The 18827-nt window shown below is 63.1% G+C and carries 20 protein-coding genes and 1 pseudogene; 9 read left to right on the top strand and 12 right to left on the bottom strand.

Going from position 1 to position 18827, the window contains the following annotated elements:
* Positions 1–57 precede the first annotated feature (57 nt).
* The 10 genes from PHI30_RS02655 to PHI30_RS02700 are packed head-to-tail and all read right to left on the bottom strand — an operon-like array spanning position 58 to position 8697.
* The gene (locus tag PHI30_RS02655) at positions 58–1212 is read right to left on the bottom strand and encodes an aminotransferase class V-fold PLP-dependent enzyme (RefSeq protein WP_300023538.1); all 1155 of its coding nucleotides are present in this window, start codon (positions 1210–1212) and stop codon (positions 58–60) included.
* Positions 1209–2288, bottom strand: a complete 1080-nt coding sequence (locus PHI30_RS02660) for a sulfate/molybdate ABC transporter ATP-binding protein (protein ID WP_300023540.1) — start codon at positions 2286–2288, stop codon at positions 1209–1211. The genes PHI30_RS02655 and PHI30_RS02660 overlap by 4 nt, the downstream gene beginning before the upstream one ends.
* Complete coding sequence (gene modB, locus PHI30_RS02665; protein ID WP_300023543.1) at positions 2285–2953, bottom strand: molybdate ABC transporter permease subunit; 669 nt, start codon at positions 2951–2953, stop codon at positions 2285–2287. Before modB ends, PHI30_RS02660 begins: the two co-directional genes overlap by 4 nt.
* Positions 2954–2957: 4 nt before the next feature.
* Positions 2958–3806 carry a molybdate ABC transporter substrate-binding protein gene (modA, locus tag PHI30_RS02670; protein WP_300023590.1) on the bottom strand — a complete coding sequence of 283 codons (849 nt, stop codon included), beginning with the start codon at positions 3804–3806 and terminating at the stop codon, positions 2958–2960.
* Positions 3806–4792: an MOSC domain-containing protein gene (locus PHI30_RS02675; protein ID WP_300023546.1), complete on the bottom strand. Its 987-nt coding sequence runs from the start codon at positions 4790–4792 to the stop codon at positions 3806–3808. Before PHI30_RS02675 ends, modA begins: the two co-directional genes overlap by 1 nt.
* Before the next feature lie 3 nt (positions 4793–4795).
* Complete coding sequence (gene moaA, locus PHI30_RS02680; protein ID WP_300023549.1) at positions 4796–5767, bottom strand: GTP 3',8-cyclase MoaA; 972 nt, start codon at positions 5765–5767, stop codon at positions 4796–4798.
* Positions 5764–6246 (bottom strand): cyclic pyranopterin monophosphate synthase MoaC, encoded by a 483-nt coding sequence (gene moaC / locus PHI30_RS02685; protein ID WP_300023552.1) that lies wholly within the window; start codon positions 6244–6246, stop codon positions 5764–5766. Before moaC ends, moaA begins: the two co-directional genes overlap by 4 nt.
* 4 nt (positions 6247–6250) lie before the next feature.
* Positions 6251–7276 (bottom strand): molybdopterin-binding protein, encoded by a 1026-nt coding sequence (locus PHI30_RS02690; RefSeq protein ID WP_300023555.1) that lies wholly within the window; start codon positions 7274–7276, stop codon positions 6251–6253.
* 39 nt (positions 7277–7315) lie between these two features.
* Positions 7316–8338, bottom strand: a complete 1023-nt coding sequence (locus tag PHI30_RS02695; RefSeq protein ID WP_300023557.1) for an XdhC family protein — start codon at positions 8336–8338, stop codon at positions 7316–7318.
* 2 nt (positions 8339–8340) lie between these two features.
* Complete coding sequence (locus PHI30_RS02700) at positions 8341–8697, bottom strand: LysR family transcriptional regulator (protein WP_300023560.1); 357 nt, start codon at positions 8695–8697, stop codon at positions 8341–8343.
* A gap of 104 nt (positions 8698–8801) precedes the next feature.
* On the opposite strand from PHI30_RS02700, the gene yqeC reads away from it, so the two are divergent.
* Genes yqeC through yedF form a run of 5 tightly spaced genes read left to right on the top strand, consistent with a single transcriptional unit; the run spans position 8802 to position 12240 of the window.
* The gene (yqeC, locus tag PHI30_RS02705; protein ID WP_300023564.1) at positions 8802–9530 is read left to right on the top strand and encodes a selenium cofactor biosynthesis protein YqeC; all 729 of its coding nucleotides are present in this window, start codon (positions 8802–8804) and stop codon (positions 9528–9530) included.
* Complete coding sequence (yqeB, locus tag PHI30_RS02710; protein WP_300023567.1) at positions 9530–10336, top strand: selenium-dependent molybdenum cofactor biosynthesis protein YqeB; 807 nt, start codon at positions 9530–9532, stop codon at positions 10334–10336. Before yqeC ends, yqeB begins: the two co-directional genes overlap by 1 nt.
* Positions 10326–11366, top strand: a complete 1041-nt coding sequence (gene selD, locus PHI30_RS02715) for a selenide, water dikinase SelD (RefSeq protein WP_300023568.1) — start codon at positions 10326–10328, stop codon at positions 11364–11366. The genes yqeB and selD overlap by 11 nt, the downstream gene beginning before the upstream one ends.
* A gap of 22 nt (positions 11367–11388) precedes the next feature.
* Positions 11389–11622: a DUF3343 domain-containing protein gene (locus PHI30_RS02720; protein WP_300023571.1), complete on the top strand. Its 234-nt coding sequence runs from the start codon at positions 11389–11391 to the stop codon at positions 11620–11622.
* Between the two features lie 18 nt (positions 11623–11640).
* Positions 11641–12240 (top strand): sulfurtransferase-like selenium metabolism protein YedF, encoded by a 600-nt coding sequence (yedF, locus tag PHI30_RS02725; protein ID WP_300023574.1) that lies wholly within the window; start codon positions 11641–11643, stop codon positions 12238–12240.
* A gap of 110 nt (positions 12241–12350) precedes the next feature.
* On the opposite strand, the gene rpoN is transcribed toward yedF, so the two are convergent.
* Both rpoN and PHI30_RS02735 read right to left on the bottom strand, forming a co-directional pair.
* Entirely contained in the window at positions 12351–13715 is a 1365-nt protein-coding gene (rpoN, locus tag PHI30_RS02730) for an RNA polymerase factor sigma-54 (protein WP_300023576.1), read from the bottom strand.
* Positions 13702–15126: a sigma 54-interacting transcriptional regulator gene (locus PHI30_RS02735; RefSeq protein ID WP_300023579.1), complete on the bottom strand. Its 1425-nt coding sequence runs from the start codon at positions 15124–15126 to the stop codon at positions 13702–13704. Before PHI30_RS02735 ends, rpoN begins: the two co-directional genes overlap by 14 nt.
* Before the next feature lie 74 nt (positions 15127–15200).
* Between PHI30_RS02735 and PHI30_RS02740 the strand changes: the two genes are divergently transcribed.
* The 4 genes and pseudogenes from PHI30_RS02740 to PHI30_RS02755 form a co-directional block, all read left to right on the top strand.
* Entirely contained in the window at positions 15201–15617 is a 417-nt protein-coding gene (locus PHI30_RS02740; protein ID WP_300023582.1) for a hypothetical protein, read from the top strand.
* A gap of 42 nt (positions 15618–15659) precedes the next feature.
* Positions 15660–17129: a 4-hydroxyphenylacetate 3-hydroxylase N-terminal domain-containing protein gene (locus PHI30_RS02745; RefSeq protein WP_300023585.1), complete on the top strand. Its 1470-nt coding sequence runs from the start codon at positions 15660–15662 to the stop codon at positions 17127–17129.
* 174 nt (positions 17130–17303) lie between these two features.
* Entirely contained in the window at positions 17304–18443 is a 1140-nt protein-coding gene (locus PHI30_RS02750; protein ID WP_300023593.1) for an acyl-CoA dehydrogenase, read from the top strand.
* 184 nt (positions 18444–18627) lie between these two features.
* Positions 18628–18827: pseudogene (locus PHI30_RS02755) on the top strand (electron transfer flavoprotein subunit beta); the annotation flags it as partial.

Consider the following 18827-nt stretch of genomic DNA (forward strand, 5'->3'; position numbering starts at 1 on the left):
CAGTGGTTCCTTGTCCCTTTGACGAGCGGAATACTGCACCCCCCGGCGGCAAAGGCCTTATGCTTTACGGACGGCGCGGATTGCCGCAAGCGCGGCGTCCACCTCCGCCGCCGTGGTGGAAAAGCCCAGAGAGAACCGGACGGTGCCCTGGGGAAAGGTGCCCAGGGTCTTGTGGGCGGAGGGGGCGCAGTGAAGGCCGCAGCGGGTGAGAATGCCGTAGCGGGTTTCCAACTCGTCCGCCACCTCGGCGTTGTCCCGTCCGGGAAAGTCCAGCGAAAAAACGCCGGTGCGGCCCGCAGGGCCTGAAATCCCGGCAAGACGGATGCCGGAAAGGCCCCTGAGCCCCTGTAAAAACTGCGCGGTCAGCGCGTTTTCGTGGGCCATAATTGTTTCCAGTCCCACCGTCTCCAGATACTGGAGCGAAAACTCGAGGCCGTAAATCCCCGGCAGGTTGGGCGTGCCCGGCTCAAAGCGGTCGGGCAGGCAAAGCGGCGGCAGCTCGCTGTCGGAAACGCTGCCGGTGCCGCCGGTGACAAGGGGATCAAGCTCCCGGGCGAATGCCGGCGTCAGCAGCACCGCGCCGATACCGGCGGGGCCGAGAAGGCCCTTGTGCCCGGGGACTGCCAGCGCGGAGAGGTGGAAGGCGGAAAAGTCCACCGAGAGGTGTCCCGCGGTCTGGGCCGCGTCCAGTGCAAACGCCACGCCCCGCGCCGCGCAGAGTTCCCCGACAGCCGCCGCGTCCTGCACCGTGCCGCAGACGTTGGAGCCGTGACTCAGCATCACCAAGCGGGTATTTGGTCGCAGCAGAGGGAGGATGTCCGCAGGGTTCAGCCGCCCGTCGAGATCGCAGGGGATGCGGTCAAAGCTCACGCCCAGCTGCGAGAGCTGCTGGAGCGGACGCATGACGGCGTTGTGCTCCATGCCGCTGACAAGGCAGTGATCCCCCGGCTTCAAAAAGCCCTTGAGAATCAGATTCAGTCCATAGGTGGCGCCGGGGGTCAAAATCACGTGACTGGGGTCCTCCGGAAAGTGAAAAAAGGCTGCCAGATGCTTTCGCAGGGAGTAGGTCACCCACTCCGCGTCCCGCGCCCGCTGATAGGTGGAGCGGTTGATGGTAGCGCCCACCGTGTCGAGATACGTCTTGATCCGCTGGCTCATCCCCTCCGGCTTTGGGAAGGAGGTGGCGGCGTGGTCGAGATAAACAGATGTCATGGGGAGGGCTTCCTTTCTGTTCGCGGCGGTTCCGCATAGAGCGGCAGGACGGCGGCGGGAGCCACCCCCAGCGCCCGGGGACAATCGGCGCTCTTTTGCGATTTGGGGAGCCGCCACCAGAGGTCGGGGGCGGCGGGGCTTTGCCCCGCGCAGCGAAAGCGCACCACCCACTCAAAAGGCTCCTCCAGCTGGTCGGTCACTTGGATGGGAAAGCGGTTTTCCGCCGTTTCCAAACTGAAATCGTGGGCACGGATGCCCACCGCGCACAGGGTTTCCCCCACCGGAATGGCGGTTTTCAGCCGAATGCCGCCCCACGCAGGGACCTCCACCTCGTGATCTCCCGTCCTGCGGGCGTCCACGATGTTTTTGCAGCCGGTGAGCCGGGCGGCCTCCCGGTGCTCCGGGTCGGCAAAGAGCGCGTGGGTCTCCTTTTGGACCAGCAGACGGCCCCCGTCGATCACTGCGGTTTCCCCACACAGGCGGTACGCCTCGTCCCGGCTGTGGGTGACCAGCAGGGCCTGCCCGTCAAAGCCCGCCAGCAGCGCCTTCAGCTCCGGTTGCAGCAGGTCCCGCAGATGACTGTCCAGCGCGGAAAACGGTTCGTCCAGCAGCAAAAGCGCCGGGCGGTTCAAGAGAATCCGGGCCAGGGCGACACGCTGCTGCTGCCCGCCGGAGAGCTGATGGGGCCTGCGGTTCTCCAGCCCCTCCAGATGCAGCAGCGCCGCCACGGCGCGCAGTTCCCGCTCCCGCGCCGCCCGGTCCCGCTCCCGGCGCAAAGAGCAGAGCAGGTTTTGCCGGACGGTCATGTGGGGAAAGAGGGCGTAGCTTTGGAAGAGATACCCCACGCCTCGGCTCTGCGGAGGGAGATCGATTCCCCGCTGGGAATCGAACAGCGTGGCTCCGTTTAAGACAATGCGGCCCCGATCCGGCCGCTGGATGCCCGCGATGCACTGGAGCGTCATGCTTTTGCCGCTGCCGGAGGCCCCGAGTAAGCCCATCACGCCGCCGCCCGTGGAAAAGGCCGCGTCCAGTGAAAAGGTCCCCGCCCGCTTGTGGATGTCCACCGTGAGGCTCATGCCGCCGCCCCCTTTTTCTCCCGCCGTTCCAGCAGGTTCACCGCCAGCAGCACCGCCGCGCTGATGGCAAGATTCACCAAAACCCACCGGAAGGCCCCAGCGCCATCGTTGGTGCGCCAGAGCTGATAGACCGTGGTGGAAATGGTGGCGGTTTTTCCCGGCGTATAGCCGATGAGCATACTGGTGGCGCCGTACTCCCCCAGCGCCCGTGCAAACGCCAGCACCGCGCCCGCCAGAATGCCCTGCCGGCACACCGGCATCCGGATGCGCCAGAAAATATACAGATTGCTCAGCCCCAGCGTTTGCCCTGCGTGGGCAAGGGTTTCGTCAAAGCTTTCAAACGCGCCCCGGGCGGTGCGGTACATCAATGGAAAGGCCACCACGGCGGCGGTGAGGACCCCGCCGTACCATGTCATGACGAATTTGATACCCAACTGGGCCAAAAGAAGGCCCAGCGGGCGCTGATTTCCAAAAAGCAGCAGCAGAAAATAGCCGCACACCGTGGGCGGCAGCACCAGCGGCAGCGTGAGCGCCACGTCCAGAACTCCCTTCAAAAGGCGGGGCAGGCGGGCCACATAGTAAGCTGCGGCAATGCCCGCGAAAAAGACCAACACGCTGGCAATGGCCGCGATGCGCAGCGAGTTCCACAGCGGATACCAGTCCATGGCGTCAGGGAGCGGAGAAGCCGACGGCTTCAAAGATAGCCATGGCGTCCGCGCCGGTGAGATAGGTGAGAAACGCCCGGGCGGCCTCGGCGTGGGTACTGGTCTTGAGCACGGCGGCGGGATAGATGACCCGGCCGCACATCTCTGCCGTGGCGGAGTCCACCGCCGTAAGGCCCGCGCTGAAGGCGTCCGTGCAGTAGACCACGCCGCAGTCCACGCTGCCCTCAAAAATTTGGGTGGTGACCTCCTTCACATTGGAGCCGTAGGTGAGGACGCCGGATAGCGCCGTCTCGTCCAGATCATAGTAGTTCAAAATCTTCTGGGTGTACTGCCCCACGGGCACGTCGCTGTTGCCAACGGCCATGAGGATCGTCCCGCCCAAAAGGCCCTTTGCCATGTCGTCAAAGCTCCGAATGTTCTTGGGATTCTTCTCCGGCACCGCCAAAACCACCCGGTTTTCCAAAAGATCCACGCGGCTGGCGCTGTCCACAAAATCCAGCTGCTCGGTATTCACGTCGGGGGAAGCACTTGCATCCAGCTGGTCCATCTGCTTTTGCCCGGCGGAGAGGAAGAGGTCGCACGCCGCCCCCTCCTGAATCTGGGTTTTCAGGGTGCCGGAGGAGTCAAAGTTAAAGGTGAGGGTCACGTTGGGGGCAACGGCGGCGTAGCGCTGGGCGATCTGTTGCAAGCTCTCCGTTAGGGAGGCCGCCGCGAATACCACCACTTCCACGGGCGGGGCGCTCTCTTCACGCTCAGGCGCGGTGGGCGGTTCTTCGGAGGCGGTTTTGCCGCCGCAGGCGGCAAGAGACAGGGTAAGGCCCAGTGCAAGGACAAGGGCACAAAACGTTTTCATCATGGCAATTCCTCTTTTTCGGCAGTTTCGGCGGACGATGCTTCTTGCCCGTGGGAAACGGTTCCGCCGCAGTCGCCCGCATCGCCCCGCAGGACCTCCAGTGCGTGGGGCAGGACCGGGAGGAAGCAGTCGAGGCTTTCCTCCACCGCCCGGACGCTCCCCGGCAGGTTGACGATGAGGGTCCGGCCCCGGAGGACCGATACGCCCCGGGAGAGCATGGCGCGGGGGGTGATGGTCATGGAGTGAGCGCGAATGGCCTCGGCAATGCCGGGGGCCAGACGCTCCGCCGCGGCGAGGGTTGCTTCCGGGGTCAGGTCTCTGGGGCTGAAGCCCGTCCCCCCGGTGGTGAGGATCAAATCCGGCTGGCGCTGGTCGCAAAGGCGGATAAGTTGGGTGCGCAGGGGGTCGATCCCGTCTGGCAACAGCAGATGCTCGATGATGCGGTAGCCCGCCTGCTCCAAGCGGGCCGCAAGGGCCTTGCCGCTCTCGTCCGCCCGCTCCCCGGAAAAGCCCTTGTCGGAGAGGGTGATGACCGCCGCGTCAAAGCCCTTCCGGCGGGACTCAATGGACAGCTCGTCGCCAACGGCGATGTCGCCGCCCTCCAAAACCCGGGCAAACACGCCCTGGCGGGGCATGATGCACTCCCCCATCCGCTGGTAGATGGCGCAGTGGCTGTGGCAGTCCTTGCCGAGCTGCGTCAGCTCCAAAACAACCGTCCCGCAGCGCAGGCGGGTCCCCACGGGAAGCGCACGGAAGTCCACGCCCTCCACCACCAGATTTTCCCCGAAAGCGCCGAAGTGTACCTTTGCGCCCTTTTCATTAAACGCGGCAATTTTGTCCGCACTGAGAAGGCTCACCTGCCGGTGCCAGTCGCCACCGTGGGCGTCCCCCACCAGTCCCCATTCCGGGGTGAATCGGCCAAAGCCCACGTTTTCCTTTTCCGTCCCCCGGGCGGGACTGGTGCAAACGGCAACCACTTTTCCCATGGCTCACCCTCCAATCTCGTTCATGCCGCGCCGTTCGGTGGCGGCGGCTTCCTCACCGAAGCAGTGGTGCGGCGGCTTTTGGGCAATGCAGGCGGCCATGGCCTCCCGCAGTGCCCCGTCCGTTGCCCCGCTGCGCAGTATCTGGCGCAAATCCGTGCCGTCCTCGTAGCAAAGGCATGGCTTCAGCTCTCCCGTGCTGGTGAGACGAATGCGGTTGCACGCGCTGCAAAAGCCGTGGCTCACCGCGTCAATCACGCCGATGCGGGCGCGGAGGGCGGCGCTTCGATAGTAGTGCGCCGGGCCGTTGCCCCGCCGCTCCCGGGTGGGGGCAAGGTCCCCCCAGTGCGCCCGCAGGCGGCAAAGGGCCTCGATTACCGTCACCTGCGCCGTCGCGCCCGCCGGACCGATGGGCATGCGCTCGATAAAACGCACGTCGGCGGGGAGCGTGTTGGCCGCTTCCACCAGCGAGACGACGCCGCTTAGCGTTTCCGGGAGCAGCACGGCGTTGAGCTTTACGGGAATGCCCGCCTCCGCGCAGGCTTGCGCCGCCGCGAAAACCCGCCGGCTGTCCCCCGACTTAGCTCCCGTGATTTGGGCGTAACAAGCGTCCTCCAGCGTGTCGAGACTGACGTTCACGCCGTCCACGCCCGCATCGCGCAAGGCGTCCACCTGCTCGCCGAGGAGGAGGCCGTTGGTGGTAAGCGTCACCTGCTCCACGCCGGGGAGCCGTTTCAGCTGCCCCATGAACTCCACGCAGTCCCGCCGCGCCAGCGGCTCGCCGCCGGTCACCTTGAACTTGGTGACGCCCAGCGATGCGGCGATGCGGCAAAGGCGCAAAAGCTCCTCATAGCGCAAAATGTCCGCGTGGGACACCAGTGTGGCGCCGTGGGGCATACAGTACCGGCAGCGGAGGTTGCAGCGGTCGGTGACGGAAACGCGGAGATAGTCGATTTCCCGTCCCAAGGCGTCTCTCATGTGGTCTCCTCAAAGAAAAAGCGGCCGCTTTTGCCGCCCTCTTTTTCCACCAGATGGATTTCCCCCAGCACCATGCGCTTGTCCATGGCCTTGCACATGTCGTAAACCGTGAGCAACGCCACGGTGACGCCGGTCAGGGCCTCCATCTCCACTCCCGTCTTTCCGTCGCACTGGGTGGTGCAGACGGCCTCCACCTCCCGCGTGTCCGGATGGAGCACAAAGGAGAGCGCGGCGGCGGTAAGGCTCAGGCTGTGGCACAGGGGAATCAGGCGGGGGGTCTCCTTCGCGGCGAGAATCCCCGCCACCTGCGCCACCGCCAGCACGTCCCCCTTTTTTGCCGTGCCGTCCCGCACGGCGGCAAACGCCGCCTCGCTCATGCGGATGCGTCCACTCGCCACGGCGCGGCGGTGTGTCACGGCTTTTTCCGTCACGTCCACCATGACGGCGTTCCCGTTATCGTCGATATGGGTAAGGCCCATCGCTTTAGCCCCCCTTTCCAAATCCGCAGTTGGGGAAATGACAGTCCGGACAGTTCAGGCAAAGCCCGCCCTGCCCCAGCGTTGCCAGCCAAGCCGCCGTTACCGGCACGCCCGATAAAAGCCGGGGGAGGACCAGATCAAAAATCGTCCGCCTGGCGTACATCACGCAGCCGGGAAGCCCGCACACGGGCCGACCGTCCTCGGTGTAGGCCATAAGAAACATGGCCCCCGGCAGTACCGGCGCTCCGTAGGAGACGATCCGCGCCCCCGTGTTGCGGATGGCCAGCGGCGTGCGGTCGTCGGGGTCCACGCTCATGCCGCCGGTGCACAGCACGATTTCCACGCCCTGCGCCAGCATCTCATTGACGGCGGCGGTGATGGCGGCGGGGTCGTCGTCCAAAACCTGATGAAATGCGATCTCGCAGCCATATTCCGAGAGCTTCTCCCGAATGACCGGGGTAAAGGTATCCTGAATCCGCCCGTGAAAGACCTCGCTTCCCGTCGTGACAAGGCCGTAGCGCTTCGCCTTCATGGGCAGGAGCTGCAAAAGGGGCGTTTGCCCCGCCACATCCCGCGCCCGCTGCATCTTTTCCTTTTCGATGACCAGCGGAATGACGCGGGTGCCGCAAAGCCGGTCTCCCGCCTTGACGGGAAACCCCGCAAAGCGGGTGGCGATCATCATTTCCCCCAGCGCATTCACCGCCCGCAGCCGCTGGGTGTCCACCAGAAAAAGACCGTCGCAATCCGCGATCAGTTCGATTTTCCCCTCCTTGGGGGTGGTGGCGTGCATGTGGGGGCCTTGGCAAATACCGCGCAGGATCTCCGCCGCCTCGTCCTCGTGGAGCATCCGCTCGTCATGCTCCCAGATGTACAGGTGCTCCTTGCCCACGCTGAGGAGCACGGGAATGTCCTCCCGGGCGATAATATGCCCCTTTCGGAACACGGGGCCCTTGGAGACGCCCCGGATAATCTGCGTGACGTCGTGGCACAAAACCTGTCCCACGGCATCCTCCGTCCGCACCAGCTTCATGGCTGCTCCTCCCAATGTTGAAATTCCGGAAACCCGCCCTCAAATTGGGCGCTTGTGCCGGTTTTGCCTTCCCGCCCGAAGCGCTACCAGCTGGGCGGCAATGCTCAGCGCGATTTCGGCGGGCGTCTCGCCCCCCAGCGCAAGCCCGATGGGGGTCACGATGCGGGCAAGGTCGGCGTCCGAAAACCCGGCTTCCAGCAGCTTTTCAAAGACAAACGCCTTCTTTTTCCGGCTGCCCATCACGCCGATGTATCCCACGGGGGTGGCGAGGAGCTGCTTTTGGACCTCCAGATCGAAAAGGTGGCCGTGGGTCATGACGGCGGCATAGTCCGCCCCGGTGGGGGACACCGCGTCCAGCAGCTTTGCAAAGTCCGTGCAGATCACCCGCCGGGCGCCGGGGAAATCCGCCGGGACGGAAAATTCCGGGCGGTCATCCACCACGGTGAAGGGAAAGTCCAGCCGCGCCAGCAGCGGCGCCAGCTCCCGGGCCACATGGCCCCCGCCGAAGAGGTATACCTCCCCCCGCCGCGCCAGACGCTGGGCAAAAAGGGAGTCGCCGTCCGCTTCCAAAAGGACCGATTCCCCGGCGGCGGACGTCAGCGCCGGAAAGCGCTCCGCCGCCTTGGCGGCGGGCAATAGCGAAAGTTCACCGGCCTGGGGTCCCGTCAGCGGGGAAAGGAGCCAGCCGTCCCCGCCCGCGTCCAGCAGCGCAAGGGCGGCGTCCGCCAGCGCGCAAAGCCCTTCGTCGCCGCCGGGGAGATACGTCACCGCCAGCGTCACATCGCCGCCGCAGACCATGCCGATGCTCTCCACTTGGTCCGCGCCGAGGCAAAACTCCCGCAGAACGCCGCGCTTTTGGCGCAGGGCGTCCCGGGACAGAAGCTCCGCCTCCCGCTCGATGCGGCCCCCGCCCACGGTGCCCCAAAGGCGTCCCTGCGCGCCCACCAGCATCCGCGCCCCCGCGCCCCGGGGGGCGGAGCCGGAGCGGGCCACGATGGTGGCAAGGGCCGTATCCTCCCCTTGGGAGAGCTGAGCGCGGAGGACCTTAAAAAATTCCCGCACCGTCATTCCTCCTTCAAGCGCCCTACCTCTTCCAGCAGGGACGCGTTTTCCGCTGCCAGCCGCGCCTCCAGACGCCGGTACCCCTCCAGCAGGGCGCGGCCCCGGGGCGTCAGCACGGAGCAGCCGCCCGCCGGACCGCCCGCCTTCCGCTCCAAAAGCGGAAAGCCCAGCGCCCGTTCGCACTCCCGCAGGGTGGTCCACGCGTTGGAGTAGGACATTCCCATACCCCCGGCGGCACCCCGCAGGGAGCCCTCCCGGTCCACTCCCTCCAAAAGCTCCGCCGCGCCGGGGCCAAAGCACTTTTCCCCATCCGCAAACAGCCGGGGGGAGAGCTTGAGCGTGAAGGTCGATCCAGCCATAAGCGCCTCCTGAAAATCTTTGTTGCCCACATTATATTTGTTTGACTTTGGAAAGTCAACATGATATTCTGAAACGAGAATAACGGTAAAAAGGAGGCGGAGCGGTGTACCTTTTTGATGCGCTGGGACTGCCTCAGCGGGGCAGCGCTTCGCTGGTGGGCGGCGGCGGAAAAAGCACGCTGCTGCGCTGCCTGACAGAGGAGGTCGCCGGGGCGTCTCGAAGCGCCGTGGCGGTGACTACCACCCGCATCACCCGCGCGCAGGGGGCGGCGGCAGGGGTTTTGGTGCTCTCCGGCGGCGCGGCGGCGCTGGAGGCGGCTTTGAAGATTCGCCGCGCCGTCTGTGCCGGGACACTTTGTCAAGACGGGAAGCTGGGCCCGCCAGAGCCAGAGGTCTTGGCGGCGGCATATTCCCTTGCAGACTGGGTTTTGGCGGAGGCGGACGGGGCGCGGCGGCTTCCCGTGAAGGCCCCGGCGGATCATGAGCCGGTGTTGCTGCCGGGCGGGTTTGTGATCGCTGTGGCGGGCGTTTCGGCGCTGGGTCGGCCTCTTTGCGAAATCTGCCACCGGTGGGAGCTGGCGGCTAAGGCTCTGGACGTCTCGCCAGAGGAACGGCTGACGCCACAGATGCTTGCGCGGCTGCTCACGTCGGAGCGCGGTCAGTATAAGGGCGTAGCGGACCCGGCGCGGTTCCGGGTGCTGCTCAATCAGGCGGACGCGGCCCCGGAGGGCGCGGTGGAGACGGCCCGGGCGGTCCGGCGGGCGCTGCCGGGGTGCCGGGTGGTGACGGCGGCCCTTCGGGAAAGAAACGGAATCAGGGAGGTGTTCATCTAATGCTGGCAGTCATTAAAGGCGCGGGCGATTTGGCCACAGGCATCGCGTGCCGCCTTTTTCAGAGCGGATTCGACCTTGTGATGACCGAGACGGCGCAGCCCAGCACGGTGCGGTGCACCGTGGCCTTTTCGCAGGCGGTTTACCGTGGAAGCGCCGAGGTGGAGGGCGTTCGGGCGGTGCTTGCCGCCACGCCGGACGAGGCGCTGGACCTTGTGCGCCGAGGATTTGTGGCGGTTTTGACGGACCCGGCGGGTGCGGCGGTGGAAGCGCTGCACCCGGACGCCGTGGTGGACGCCATCCTCGCCAAAAAGAATTTGGGGACGCAAATTACGCAGGCGGCCTGCGTGGTGGGCGTTGGCCCCGGCTTTACCCCCGGCGTGGACTGCCACGCCGCGGTGGAGACCCAGCGGGGCCACGATCTGGGCCGGGTTTTGTGGGACCGCGCCCCCGCCCCCAACACCGGCGTCCCCGGCGAGATCGGCGGCTACACCGTGGAGCGGCTGCTCCGCGCCCCGGCGGACGGGCTATTTACCCCCACGGCCCAAATCGGTGATTTGGTGGCGGCGGGACAGGTGGTGGGGCACGTGGGCACCGCGCCCATGACGGCGGAGATTCCCGGCGTTTTGCGGGGCCTTCTCCCGGAGGGGACGCCGGTCTATGCCGGTATGAAGGCAGGGGACGTGGACCCCCGGTGCCGCAGGGAGCACTGCTTTTCCGTCTCCGACAAGGCCCGCTCCGTGGGCGGCGGCGTGCTGGAGGCGATTTTGTGCATCAAAAGCGGAAGGAGGGCTGACCATGGCCTCTGAGATTCGATTGACCCGTCTGGCGGAGTGCGCCGGATGCGGGGCAAAGGTGGGGGCCGGTGTGCTGGCCCAATTGCTGGAAGGTCTGCCCACCCACACAGACCCCCGCTTGCTGGTGGGCTATGACAAAAGCGACGACGCCTCCGTCTATCAGATTTCCGAGGAGCTGGCCCTTTGCCAGACAGTGGATTTCTTTCCGCCCATTGTGGACGATCCCTTTCAGTTTGGGCAGATCGCCGCCGCCAACGCGCTGAGCGACGTGTACGCCATGGGCGGCGAGCCGAAGTTGGCGCTCAACTTGCTGTGCGTCTCCCCGGAGATGGACGATGCGGCGGTCCGCGCCGTTTTGCGGGGCGGCTACGACAAGGTTTACGAGGCCGGGGCCATCATTACCGGCGGGCACTCCATTCGGGACCGGGAGCCCAAGTACGGTCTCGCGGTGACGGGCTTCGTGCATCCGGCAAAGGTCCTGCGCAACGACCGCGCCCGCGTGGGGGACGTGCTGATTCTCACAAAGCCCTTGGGCGTGGGCGTTGCCGTCACTGCCGCCAAAGCTGGCCTTGCGGACGAGGCGCTGGTGCGTCAGGTCACGGCGCAGATGGCCTTTTTAAACAAAGCCGCCCGGGACGTCATGGTGCGCTTCCCCGTGGGGAGCTGCACGGACGTGACGGGGTTTGGCTTTTTGGGCCATGCGCTGGAAATGGCCCGGGGCGGCGAGGCAGCGGTGGTGGTGGAAAGCGCAAAGATTCCGCTGCTGCCGGGCGTTTTGGCATTGGCTGAAATGGGCCTTTTGCCCGAGGGTATGTACCGCAACCGGCGGTTTGCCGAGGGGCATACCCACGTGGCGGATGGGGTGAGTCTCGCCATGCAGGACCTCCTTTACGACCCTCAGACCTCCGGCGGACTTTTGATGGCGGTGTCGGAAAAGGACGCGCCCGCGCTGCTCAGGGCACTGCGGGATGAACTTCCCTGCGCGGAGGCTGTGGGTTACGTGGTGGAAAAGCGGGACGGCGCGTATCTTATGGTGACGTGAGATGGACGAACGCTATTATCTGTTGACATTTGAGAGTACCTCGTCCGCGATCGGCGCGGAACACGGCCTGCTGCCCTTGCTCCCGGTGCGGGTAATGCCCACCCTGCGGCAGATTTCCGCCAGCTGCGGCATCTCGCTGCGGGTGGAGCCGCAGCACTATCCCGCGCTGGAACGGGCGCTGCGCCTTGGCGTCGTGGCGCCGGGAACATACCGGCTGTATCTGGTGGAACGCGGCGAGGCCCGCGAAGTAATATAAGGAAAGGTCGTGCAGCAGATGACGGTAAAAATTGACGCGCTGGGAAAAGCGTGCCCCACGCCGGTGATACTGGCCAAACAGGCCATCGACGGAGGGGTCCGGGACCTGACAATCTCGGTGGATAACGACATGGCGGTGCAGAATCTGAGCCGCCTGGCCCAAAGTCAGCACATGACGGCCCAGGCCGTCCCCATTTCCGGAGGGTTTGACGTTCACATCACCGGGGAGGGCGGCGGAGAGACCGCGCCGGAGACGGTGTGCTGCCCCGCCGCGGAACATACTGAGGACTGCACCTTTTTTATCGGGAAGGACCACATCGGAGAGGGCGACGGGGAGCTGGGCAGGAGCCTGATGAAAATGTTCTTGTACACGCTCACCCAGCGCGCCGAGCCGCCCCGGGCACTCCTCTTCATGAACAGCGGCGTGCGCCTTCCCGCCGGGGAAGCGCAGATCGTGGAAAGCCTTCAGGCGCTGGAGAAAAAGGGCTGCGAGATTCTGGTCTGCGGAACCTGCCTGAACTTTTACAATCTCGCCGGAGAATTAAAGGTTGGAACGGTCAGCAATATGTACGACATTGTGGAGCGGATGGACGCGGCGGCCAAGGTGGTCACCGTCTGAAAGGACCTTTCTAAAATAGCCGAGAGGGCGCAGCGAATTGCTGCGCCCTCTCGTTTTTCACTGACTTGGTCTGAAAAAAATCCTGCGGTGGAATCGATAGCCAAGCGTGCTCATCGCCTGCGGATGCCGGAGGGCGCCAAGCCCAGCGCGGAGCGGTATTTGGCGACAGTGCGGCGGGCCAGCGTCATCCCCTCCGCCTCCAGCGCGCGGCACAGCTGCTGGTCGCTGAGGGGGCGGTGGGGGTCCTCGGCGCGAACCAGCTCCAAAAGCCGCCGCCGGACGGCCTGTGCGGAGCAGTCCGCCCCGCCCACGGAGTGGCTGAAAAAATAGCGCAGCGGATAGGTCCCCTGCCGGCATTGCAGGTACTTGCCCCGGGTTGCCCGGGAGACGGTGGAGGGATGGAGCTGCAACTCCTCTGCAAGAGACGCGAGATTCATCGGGGAGAGCACGGGGACCTTCCCCGTGAAGAACTCGTACTGCGCGGTCAAAATGGCGTCGGCACAGCGGCGGAGCGTGCTGCCCCGGCGCTCCAGACTGTTCACCAGCCACTTGGCCTGGCGCAGCTTTTCCTGTAAATAGGTCCGGGTCTCCTCCTCCGGCGCGTCCTTCAAAAGGTTGGTATAGTAGCTGCTGATGGAAAAATGGGGCAGATAGTATTCGTTCAGCACCACCTGCATCGTCCCGTCCAGCGGGAGAATGAATACGTCGGGCCGGATGTACAGTGTGGGTTCCTCCGGCTGAAAGGCCCGCCCGGGATGGGGTTCCAACTGGGCAATCACCCGCTCGGCGTCGTGGATTTCCCCAAGGGTGACGCCCAGTTCCCGGACAATGGGACCGTAGTGCCTGCGGCCTAGCTCCGGCAGAAACCGGGAGATCAGCGCTTGCAAAAAAGGAGTGTCCGCGCCCCGGCGCTTGAGCTGCAACAGGAGGCATTCCGAAAGACTGCGGGCGCCCACGCCGGGCGGGTCCAGAGATTGCAGCGTCTCCAGCGCCTCCGTTTGCAGCGATGCCGGAATTTTTAAATCGGATAGTTCCTCCAAATCCTCCGAAGAGAGATAGCCGTCCTCATCCAGCATCTGCGCGAGGTACTTGGTCAGGGCCAGCAGGGGTCCTTTCAGGTGCAGCCGCTCCAGCTGGTCCCGCAAAAACGCGGAAAGGCTTTCCAGCTCCCGGTCCACGGCCCCCGGCTCCACCAGCGCGTCCTCCCCGAGAAAGGGGGAAGCGCCGCCGTCCAGCCAGCTGGCCTTTTGCCGCAGCTCCGCGTAGGCGCTGCGCAGCTTCGTGGCGTCCTCCTGCTCCAGCAGGGGGTTTTCCTCACTGACGCGATTTAAGTAGTCCAGCAGCTCCTGCGCGTTCATTTGCAGGACCTCCATGGATTGCAGCAGCTGCGGCGTCAGCTTCAGCTCCTGGCGCAGCTCTGTTTTTAAAGAGACCAGCCCCACGCTGCCCTTCCTGTTTTGCTCAGCTGTGTACATATCTGGCCACCTTTCGGGCCGCAGTCGCCTGCGAGATCCCCAGCTCCTTCGCCACCGCCACGGTGGTTCCCCAGCGGTGGTAGGACTCCCGGATGATCTGCCCCTCGTAGGCGTCCATTCGCTCCGAGAGGGAACCGGCCTGTGCCAAAATCGCCGCCGGGGTGACGGAATCCCCTGTGTATTCCGGAGGCAGCGCGGAAACGTCGATGATCGGGTCCTGCACGGTGATGACGATTCGCTCGATAAGGTTTTCCAGCTGGCGCACATTGCCGGGCCAGTCGTACTGCTCGAGAAATGCCAGAAACCGGGGACTAAAATTCAGGGTCTTGCCGTATTCGCCGCAAAACCGCGCCAAAAACTGGTGGGCCAGCGGGAAAATATCCTCCTTGCGCAGCCGCAGGGGCGGAATGTGGATGCGGATGACGTTCAGGCGATAGAAAAGGTCGGAGCGGAACAGCCCCCGCTGGACCTCCTCCTCCAGATTGCGGTTGGTGGCGACGATCAGCCGGAAGTTCAGCTCAATTTTCTTGGTGCCGGAGAGCCGCTCAATGGTTTTCTCCTGAATGAGCTGCAGCAGCTTGGACTGAATGTGCAGCGGCAGCTCGCCGATCTCGTCCAGAAACAGCGTCCCCTGATTGGCAAGCTCGATCTTGCCGATCTTGCCGCTGCTGGAAGCGCCGGTAAACGCACCCTTTTCATAGCCGAAAAGCTCGGACTCGATCAGGTTTTCGTGGAGCACCGCGCAGTTGACCTCGATAAACGGGCCTGCCGCCCGGTCGCTCATGGCGTGAATGGCCTTGGCGACGGCGCTTTTTCCAACGCCCGTCTCCCCGGTGATGAGGATGTTGGCCTTGGTGTTGGCGGTGTTTTGCATCAGCGTCCACAGCCGCTGCATGGAGGCGCTTTTAAACACCAGAGAGGTGGAAGTGGCCCGGGTGCGCAGCTCCGCGATCTCCTGCGTGTATTGCTGAAGGGAATCCTGCAAATGGCGGTAGTTTCGCTGAATGGAGTTGATCTGCTCCATGGACACCGTGTTAAAGCACACCGCGTATTTCAGCTCCCCGTGGTCGTCAAACAGCGGAATCCCCACGGTCATCACATTTTTGTGAATGCGGTTGATGGTCTGGGTGGTGGTGATCTTTTCCTTTTTCCGAATGATCTCCGCCGTGATGCAGGGGGAGAAGGTGCCGTCCGCCTCCAAATCAAAGGCGGACTTCCCCACAATGGAATTGTGGGCGAACCCAAAATTTTTCTCGTAGGTCTCGCTGACCCAGAGAATGACGCCCTTGGCGTCGGAGAGCATCATGTCGTCCGCCAGAACCAGATTGTTTTCCGGCCGGATGATGTCAAACAGCCCCTTGAGATTGATGTCGGCATCCAAAAAACGGGCCGAATTTGTAGCATGTGCCAAAAATACTCCCCCCAACCCCCTGTAACAGTCCTCCACAGGCGTTCTATTCATTTTTGAGTATAGCATATTCAAAAATGAATAGAAAGAGTTGCAAGCGTGAAAAGCATCGTCAATTTATCCTAAATTTTGTCGAAAAATTATTTGCCATGCACAAAAAAGCATGGAATTTCGCTGAGCGGAATCGAATTCCGGTCTATTCAAATGTGAATAGACCGTCTCCAGACGGCCTCGCGCAAGGATCAATTGCTCTAATGAATCCACAAAATATTGCCCAAAAATCAGACGATGTGCATAGAAAAAAGAAACCGGAGGGGAAAAGTTCCTCTTGCAAAGGTGGCATGATTTTTGCTATAACTATAAATAGACAGGCATTGCTCTGGAGAGGGCCTCTGGCCGCCTCCCGGAACGCGCCGGAAACAAAACCCGCTATGCCGCCGCGGACCGGAAGGAAAGCATGTTCGCTTTCCCGAAAAACGGTCCGCCGCATTTAAAAAATTTTAAAAGCGCTATAATTTTAAGGAGGATTACACGAAATGAAGACCGCACAAGAGTATATCGAGAGTCTGCGCAAGCTGAATACCCGGGTGTACATGTTTGGCGAGAAGCTGGACAACTGGGTGGATCACCCCATGATCCGTCCCTCCATCAACTGCGTCGCCATGACCTATGCCTGCGCGGAGGACCCGCAGAATGCCGAGCTGATGACCGTTACCTCCAGCCTCACCGGCCATAAGATCAACCGCTTCACCCACCTGCATCAGTCCACCGAGGACCTCATTAACAAGGTGAAGATGCAGCGTCTGCTGGGCCAGAAAACGGCCTCCTGCTTCCAGCGCTGCGTTGGCATGGACTCCTTTAACGCGGTGTTTTCCACCACCTTTGAGGTGGACGAGAAGTACGGCACCCGCTATCACGAAAACTTCAAAAAGTTTTTGACCATGGTGCAGGACGAGGATCTGGTGGTGGACGGCGCCATGACCGACCCCAAGGGCGACCGGTCCAAGGCTCCTCACGAGCAGGCCGATCCCGACATGTTCCTCCATGTGGTGGAGCGCCGGGCGGACGGCATCGTGGTCTGCGGCGCCAAGTGCCACCAGACCGGCTCCGTCAACAGCCACTGGCACATCTTCATGCCCACCATCTCCATGACCGAGGCCGATAAGGACTGGGCAGTTTCCTTCGCCTGCCCCACCGACGCCGAGGGCATGTACATGATTTACGGCCGCCAGTCCTGCGATACCCGCAAGATGGAGGAGGATTCCTCCATCGACGTGGGCAACGCCAAGTTCGGCGGTCAGGAAGCACTGGTCGTTCTGGACCACGTGTTCATTCCCAACGAGTACATCTTCCTCAACGGCGAGTATGAATTTGCCGGCATGATGGTGGAGCGCTTTGCCGGCTATCACCGCCAGAGCTACGGCGGCTGCAAGGTGGGCGTGGGCGACGTCGTCATCGGCGCAACCGCCCTTGCCGCCGAGTATAACGGCGTGGAGAAGGCCAGCGCGGTGAAGGATAAGCTCATTGAGATGACCCACCTGAACGAAACGCTGTACTGCTGCGGCATCGCCTGCTCCTCTCAGGGCTTCAAGACCAAGGCCGGCAACTACCAGATCGATCTGCTGCTGGCCAACGTCTGTAAGCAGAACGTGACCCGCTTCCCCTATGAGATCGTGCGCCTTGCCGAGGACGTGGCCGGCGGACTGATGGTCACCATGCCCTCCCAGAAGGACTTCCACTCCGAGACCGTGGTGGGCCGCAGCGGCGAGACCATCGGCGAGATCTGCAACAAGTTCTTTGTGGGCCGCGAGGGCGTCTCCACCGAGGACCGTCAGCGCGTTATGCGCTTTTTGGAGAATATGTGCCTGGGCGCCGCCGCGGTGGGTTACCGCACCGAGTCCATGCACGGCGCCGGTTCTCCTCAGGCCCAGCGCATCATGATCGCCCGTCAGGGCAATATTCAGGGCAAGAAGCAGTTTGCCAAGGATATCGCCGGCATTCGCTAAGACCTTCCCGCTGCGGGCTTTGCCCCGCGACGGACTTCGGAAAGATTTGGGGGACCCCGGTTCCCCAATCTTCCTCCGGCTTCATCTGAAAAAAGATTCCGCTGTACGGAATTGCGAGTTTGTGAGTCCTGCCGAAAGGCTTTCTATAAAATTTAAATGTAAGGAGTATACATGATGGATTTCAATTTGAGCCGTGAGCACCTGATGGTCCGGAAGATGATGGCTGCCTTTACCGAGAACGAAGTAAAGCCCATCGCTGCCGAAACCGACCGTACCTGCCAGTATCCCCGGGAGAACATTGAAAAGCTGTTCAATATGGGCGTGATGGGTATGTGCGTGCCCAAGGAATACGGCGGCACGGGCGCCGATCCTTTGGCTGCCGCGATCTGCGTGGAAGAGCTTTCCAAGCAGTGCGCCTCCACCGGCGATATCGTCGCCACCCATAACGGTCTTTGCTGCGACCCCATCCTGGCCAACGGCACCGAGGAGCAGAAGGCCAAGTACCTCCCCATGCTGACCACCGGCCATAAGGTGGGCGCTTTCGCGCTGACCGAGCCCAACGCCGGCAGCGATGCTTCCAAGGGTCAGACCGAGGCCAAGCTGGAAGGCGACCACTACGTGATGAACGGCTCCAAAATTTTCATCACCAACGGCTATGTGGCCGACGTGTTCGTGGTGTTCGCCATGACCGACAAGACCAAGGGCACCAAGGGCATCTCCGCTTTCATCGTGGAGAGCAGTTTCCCCGGCTTCTCTGTCGGCAAGCACGAAGAAAAGCTGGGCCTCCACGGCTCTCCCACCGCTGAGATCGTGTTCACCGACTGCATCGTGCCCAAGGAAAACATGCTGGGCCGCGAGGGCAAGGGCTTCGGCATCGCCATGCAGACGCTGGACGGCGGCCGTATCGGCATTGCCGCCCAGGGCCTTGGCATTGCCGAGGGTGCCATGGCCGAGGCCGTTGAGTATACCAAGGGCCGTGTCCAGTTCGGCAAGCCCATCAGCAAGTTCCAGAACACCCAGTTCACCTTTGCGGACATGGAGATGGGCTGTGAGGCAGGCCGCCTTTTGACCTATCAGGCCGCCATGCTCAAGGGTCAGGGCGTTCGTTATACCAAGGAGGCCGCCATGGCCAAGCTGTTCACCTCCGAGCACGCCATGAAAACCACCACCAAGGCGCTGCAAATGTTCGGCGGCTACGGCTACACGAAGGATTATCCCATGGAGCGCATGATGCGCGACGCGAAGATCACCGAGATCTACGAGGGTACCTCCGAGGTCCAGCGCATCGTCATCTCCGCCAACATGGGTCTGTAATACTGCTCTTTGCCAAAAGCGCGGAACCATGTTTTTGGCACGGCATGATATGCCGTGCCGCCAAGGGCGGCAAAGACAGCGTTGAACTTTGTTTTCGGTGGCGCTGCCGCCGGGCCGCGATGCGCGGCCCAATAAAACGGACTGCCGTTTTATTGAAAATCAGTATAAGAGGAGAAGAAACGACATGAAGATTATTGTATGTGTCAAGCAGGTCCCCGATACCTCCGGCAAGGTGGCCGTGAATCCGGACGGCACGCTGAACCGTGCGTCCATGCAGACCATCACGAACCCGGACGACATGAACGCGGTGGAAGCCGCGCTGAAGCTCAAGGACGCCACCGGCTGCAAGGTCACCGTGGTCACCATGGGTCCTCCCCCCGCTGC

The sequence above is a fragment of the Oscillibacter sp. genome (assembly GCF_028693505.1).
Lineage (GTDB): Bacteria > Bacillota > Clostridia > Oscillospirales > Oscillospiraceae > Oscillibacter.

Bases quoted from the DNA above. Each gene is read 5' to 3' on its own strand.
- PHI30_RS02655 (WP_300023538.1), bottom strand. From the start codon at position 1,212: ATGACATCTGTTTATCTCGACCACGCCGCCACCTCCTTCCCAAAGCCG.
- selD (WP_300023568.1), top strand. From the start codon at position 10,326: ATGGCCTCTGAGATTCGATTGACCCGTCTGGCGGAGTGCGCCGGATGC.
- modB (WP_300023543.1), bottom strand. From the start codon at position 2,953: ATGGACTGGTATCCGCTGTGGAACTCGCTGCGCATCGCGGCCATTGCC.
- PHI30_RS02745 (WP_300023585.1), top strand. From the start codon at position 15,660: ATGAAGACCGCACAAGAGTATATCGAGAGTCTGCGCAAGCTGAATACC.
- moaC (WP_300023552.1), bottom strand. From the start codon at position 6,246: ATGGGCCTTACCCATATCGACGATAACGGGAACGCCGTCATGGTGGAC.
- yedF (WP_300023574.1), top strand. From the start codon at position 11,641: ATGACGGTAAAAATTGACGCGCTGGGAAAAGCGTGCCCCACGCCGGTG.
- PHI30_RS02750 (WP_300023593.1), top strand. From the start codon at position 17,304: ATGGATTTCAATTTGAGCCGTGAGCACCTGATGGTCCGGAAGATGATG.
- PHI30_RS02690 (WP_300023555.1), bottom strand. From the start codon at position 7,276: ATGAAGCTGGTGCGGACGGAGGATGCCGTGGGACAGGTTTTGTGCCAC.
- moaA (WP_300023549.1), bottom strand. From the start codon at position 5,767: ATGAGAGACGCCTTGGGACGGGAAATCGACTATCTCCGCGTTTCCGTC.
- PHI30_RS02740 (WP_300023582.1), top strand. From the start codon at position 15,201: ATGAATAGAAAGAGTTGCAAGCGTGAAAAGCATCGTCAATTTATCCTA.
- PHI30_RS02700 (WP_300023560.1), bottom strand. From the start codon at position 8,697: ATGGCTGGATCGACCTTCACGCTCAAGCTCTCCCCCCGGCTGTTTGCG.
- modA (WP_300023590.1), bottom strand. From the start codon at position 3,806: ATGAAAACGTTTTGTGCCCTTGTCCTTGCACTGGGCCTTACCCTGTCT.
- PHI30_RS02675 (WP_300023546.1), bottom strand. From the start codon at position 4,792: ATGGGAAAAGTGGTTGCCGTTTGCACCAGTCCCGCCCGGGGGACGGAA.
- yqeB (WP_300023567.1), top strand. From the start codon at position 9,530: ATGCTGGCAGTCATTAAAGGCGCGGGCGATTTGGCCACAGGCATCGCG.
- rpoN (WP_300023576.1), bottom strand. From the start codon at position 13,715: ATGTACACAGCTGAGCAAAACAGGAAGGGCAGCGTGGGGCTGGTCTCT.
- PHI30_RS02660 (WP_300023540.1), bottom strand. From the start codon at position 2,288: ATGAGCCTCACGGTGGACATCCACAAGCGGGCGGGGACCTTTTCACTG.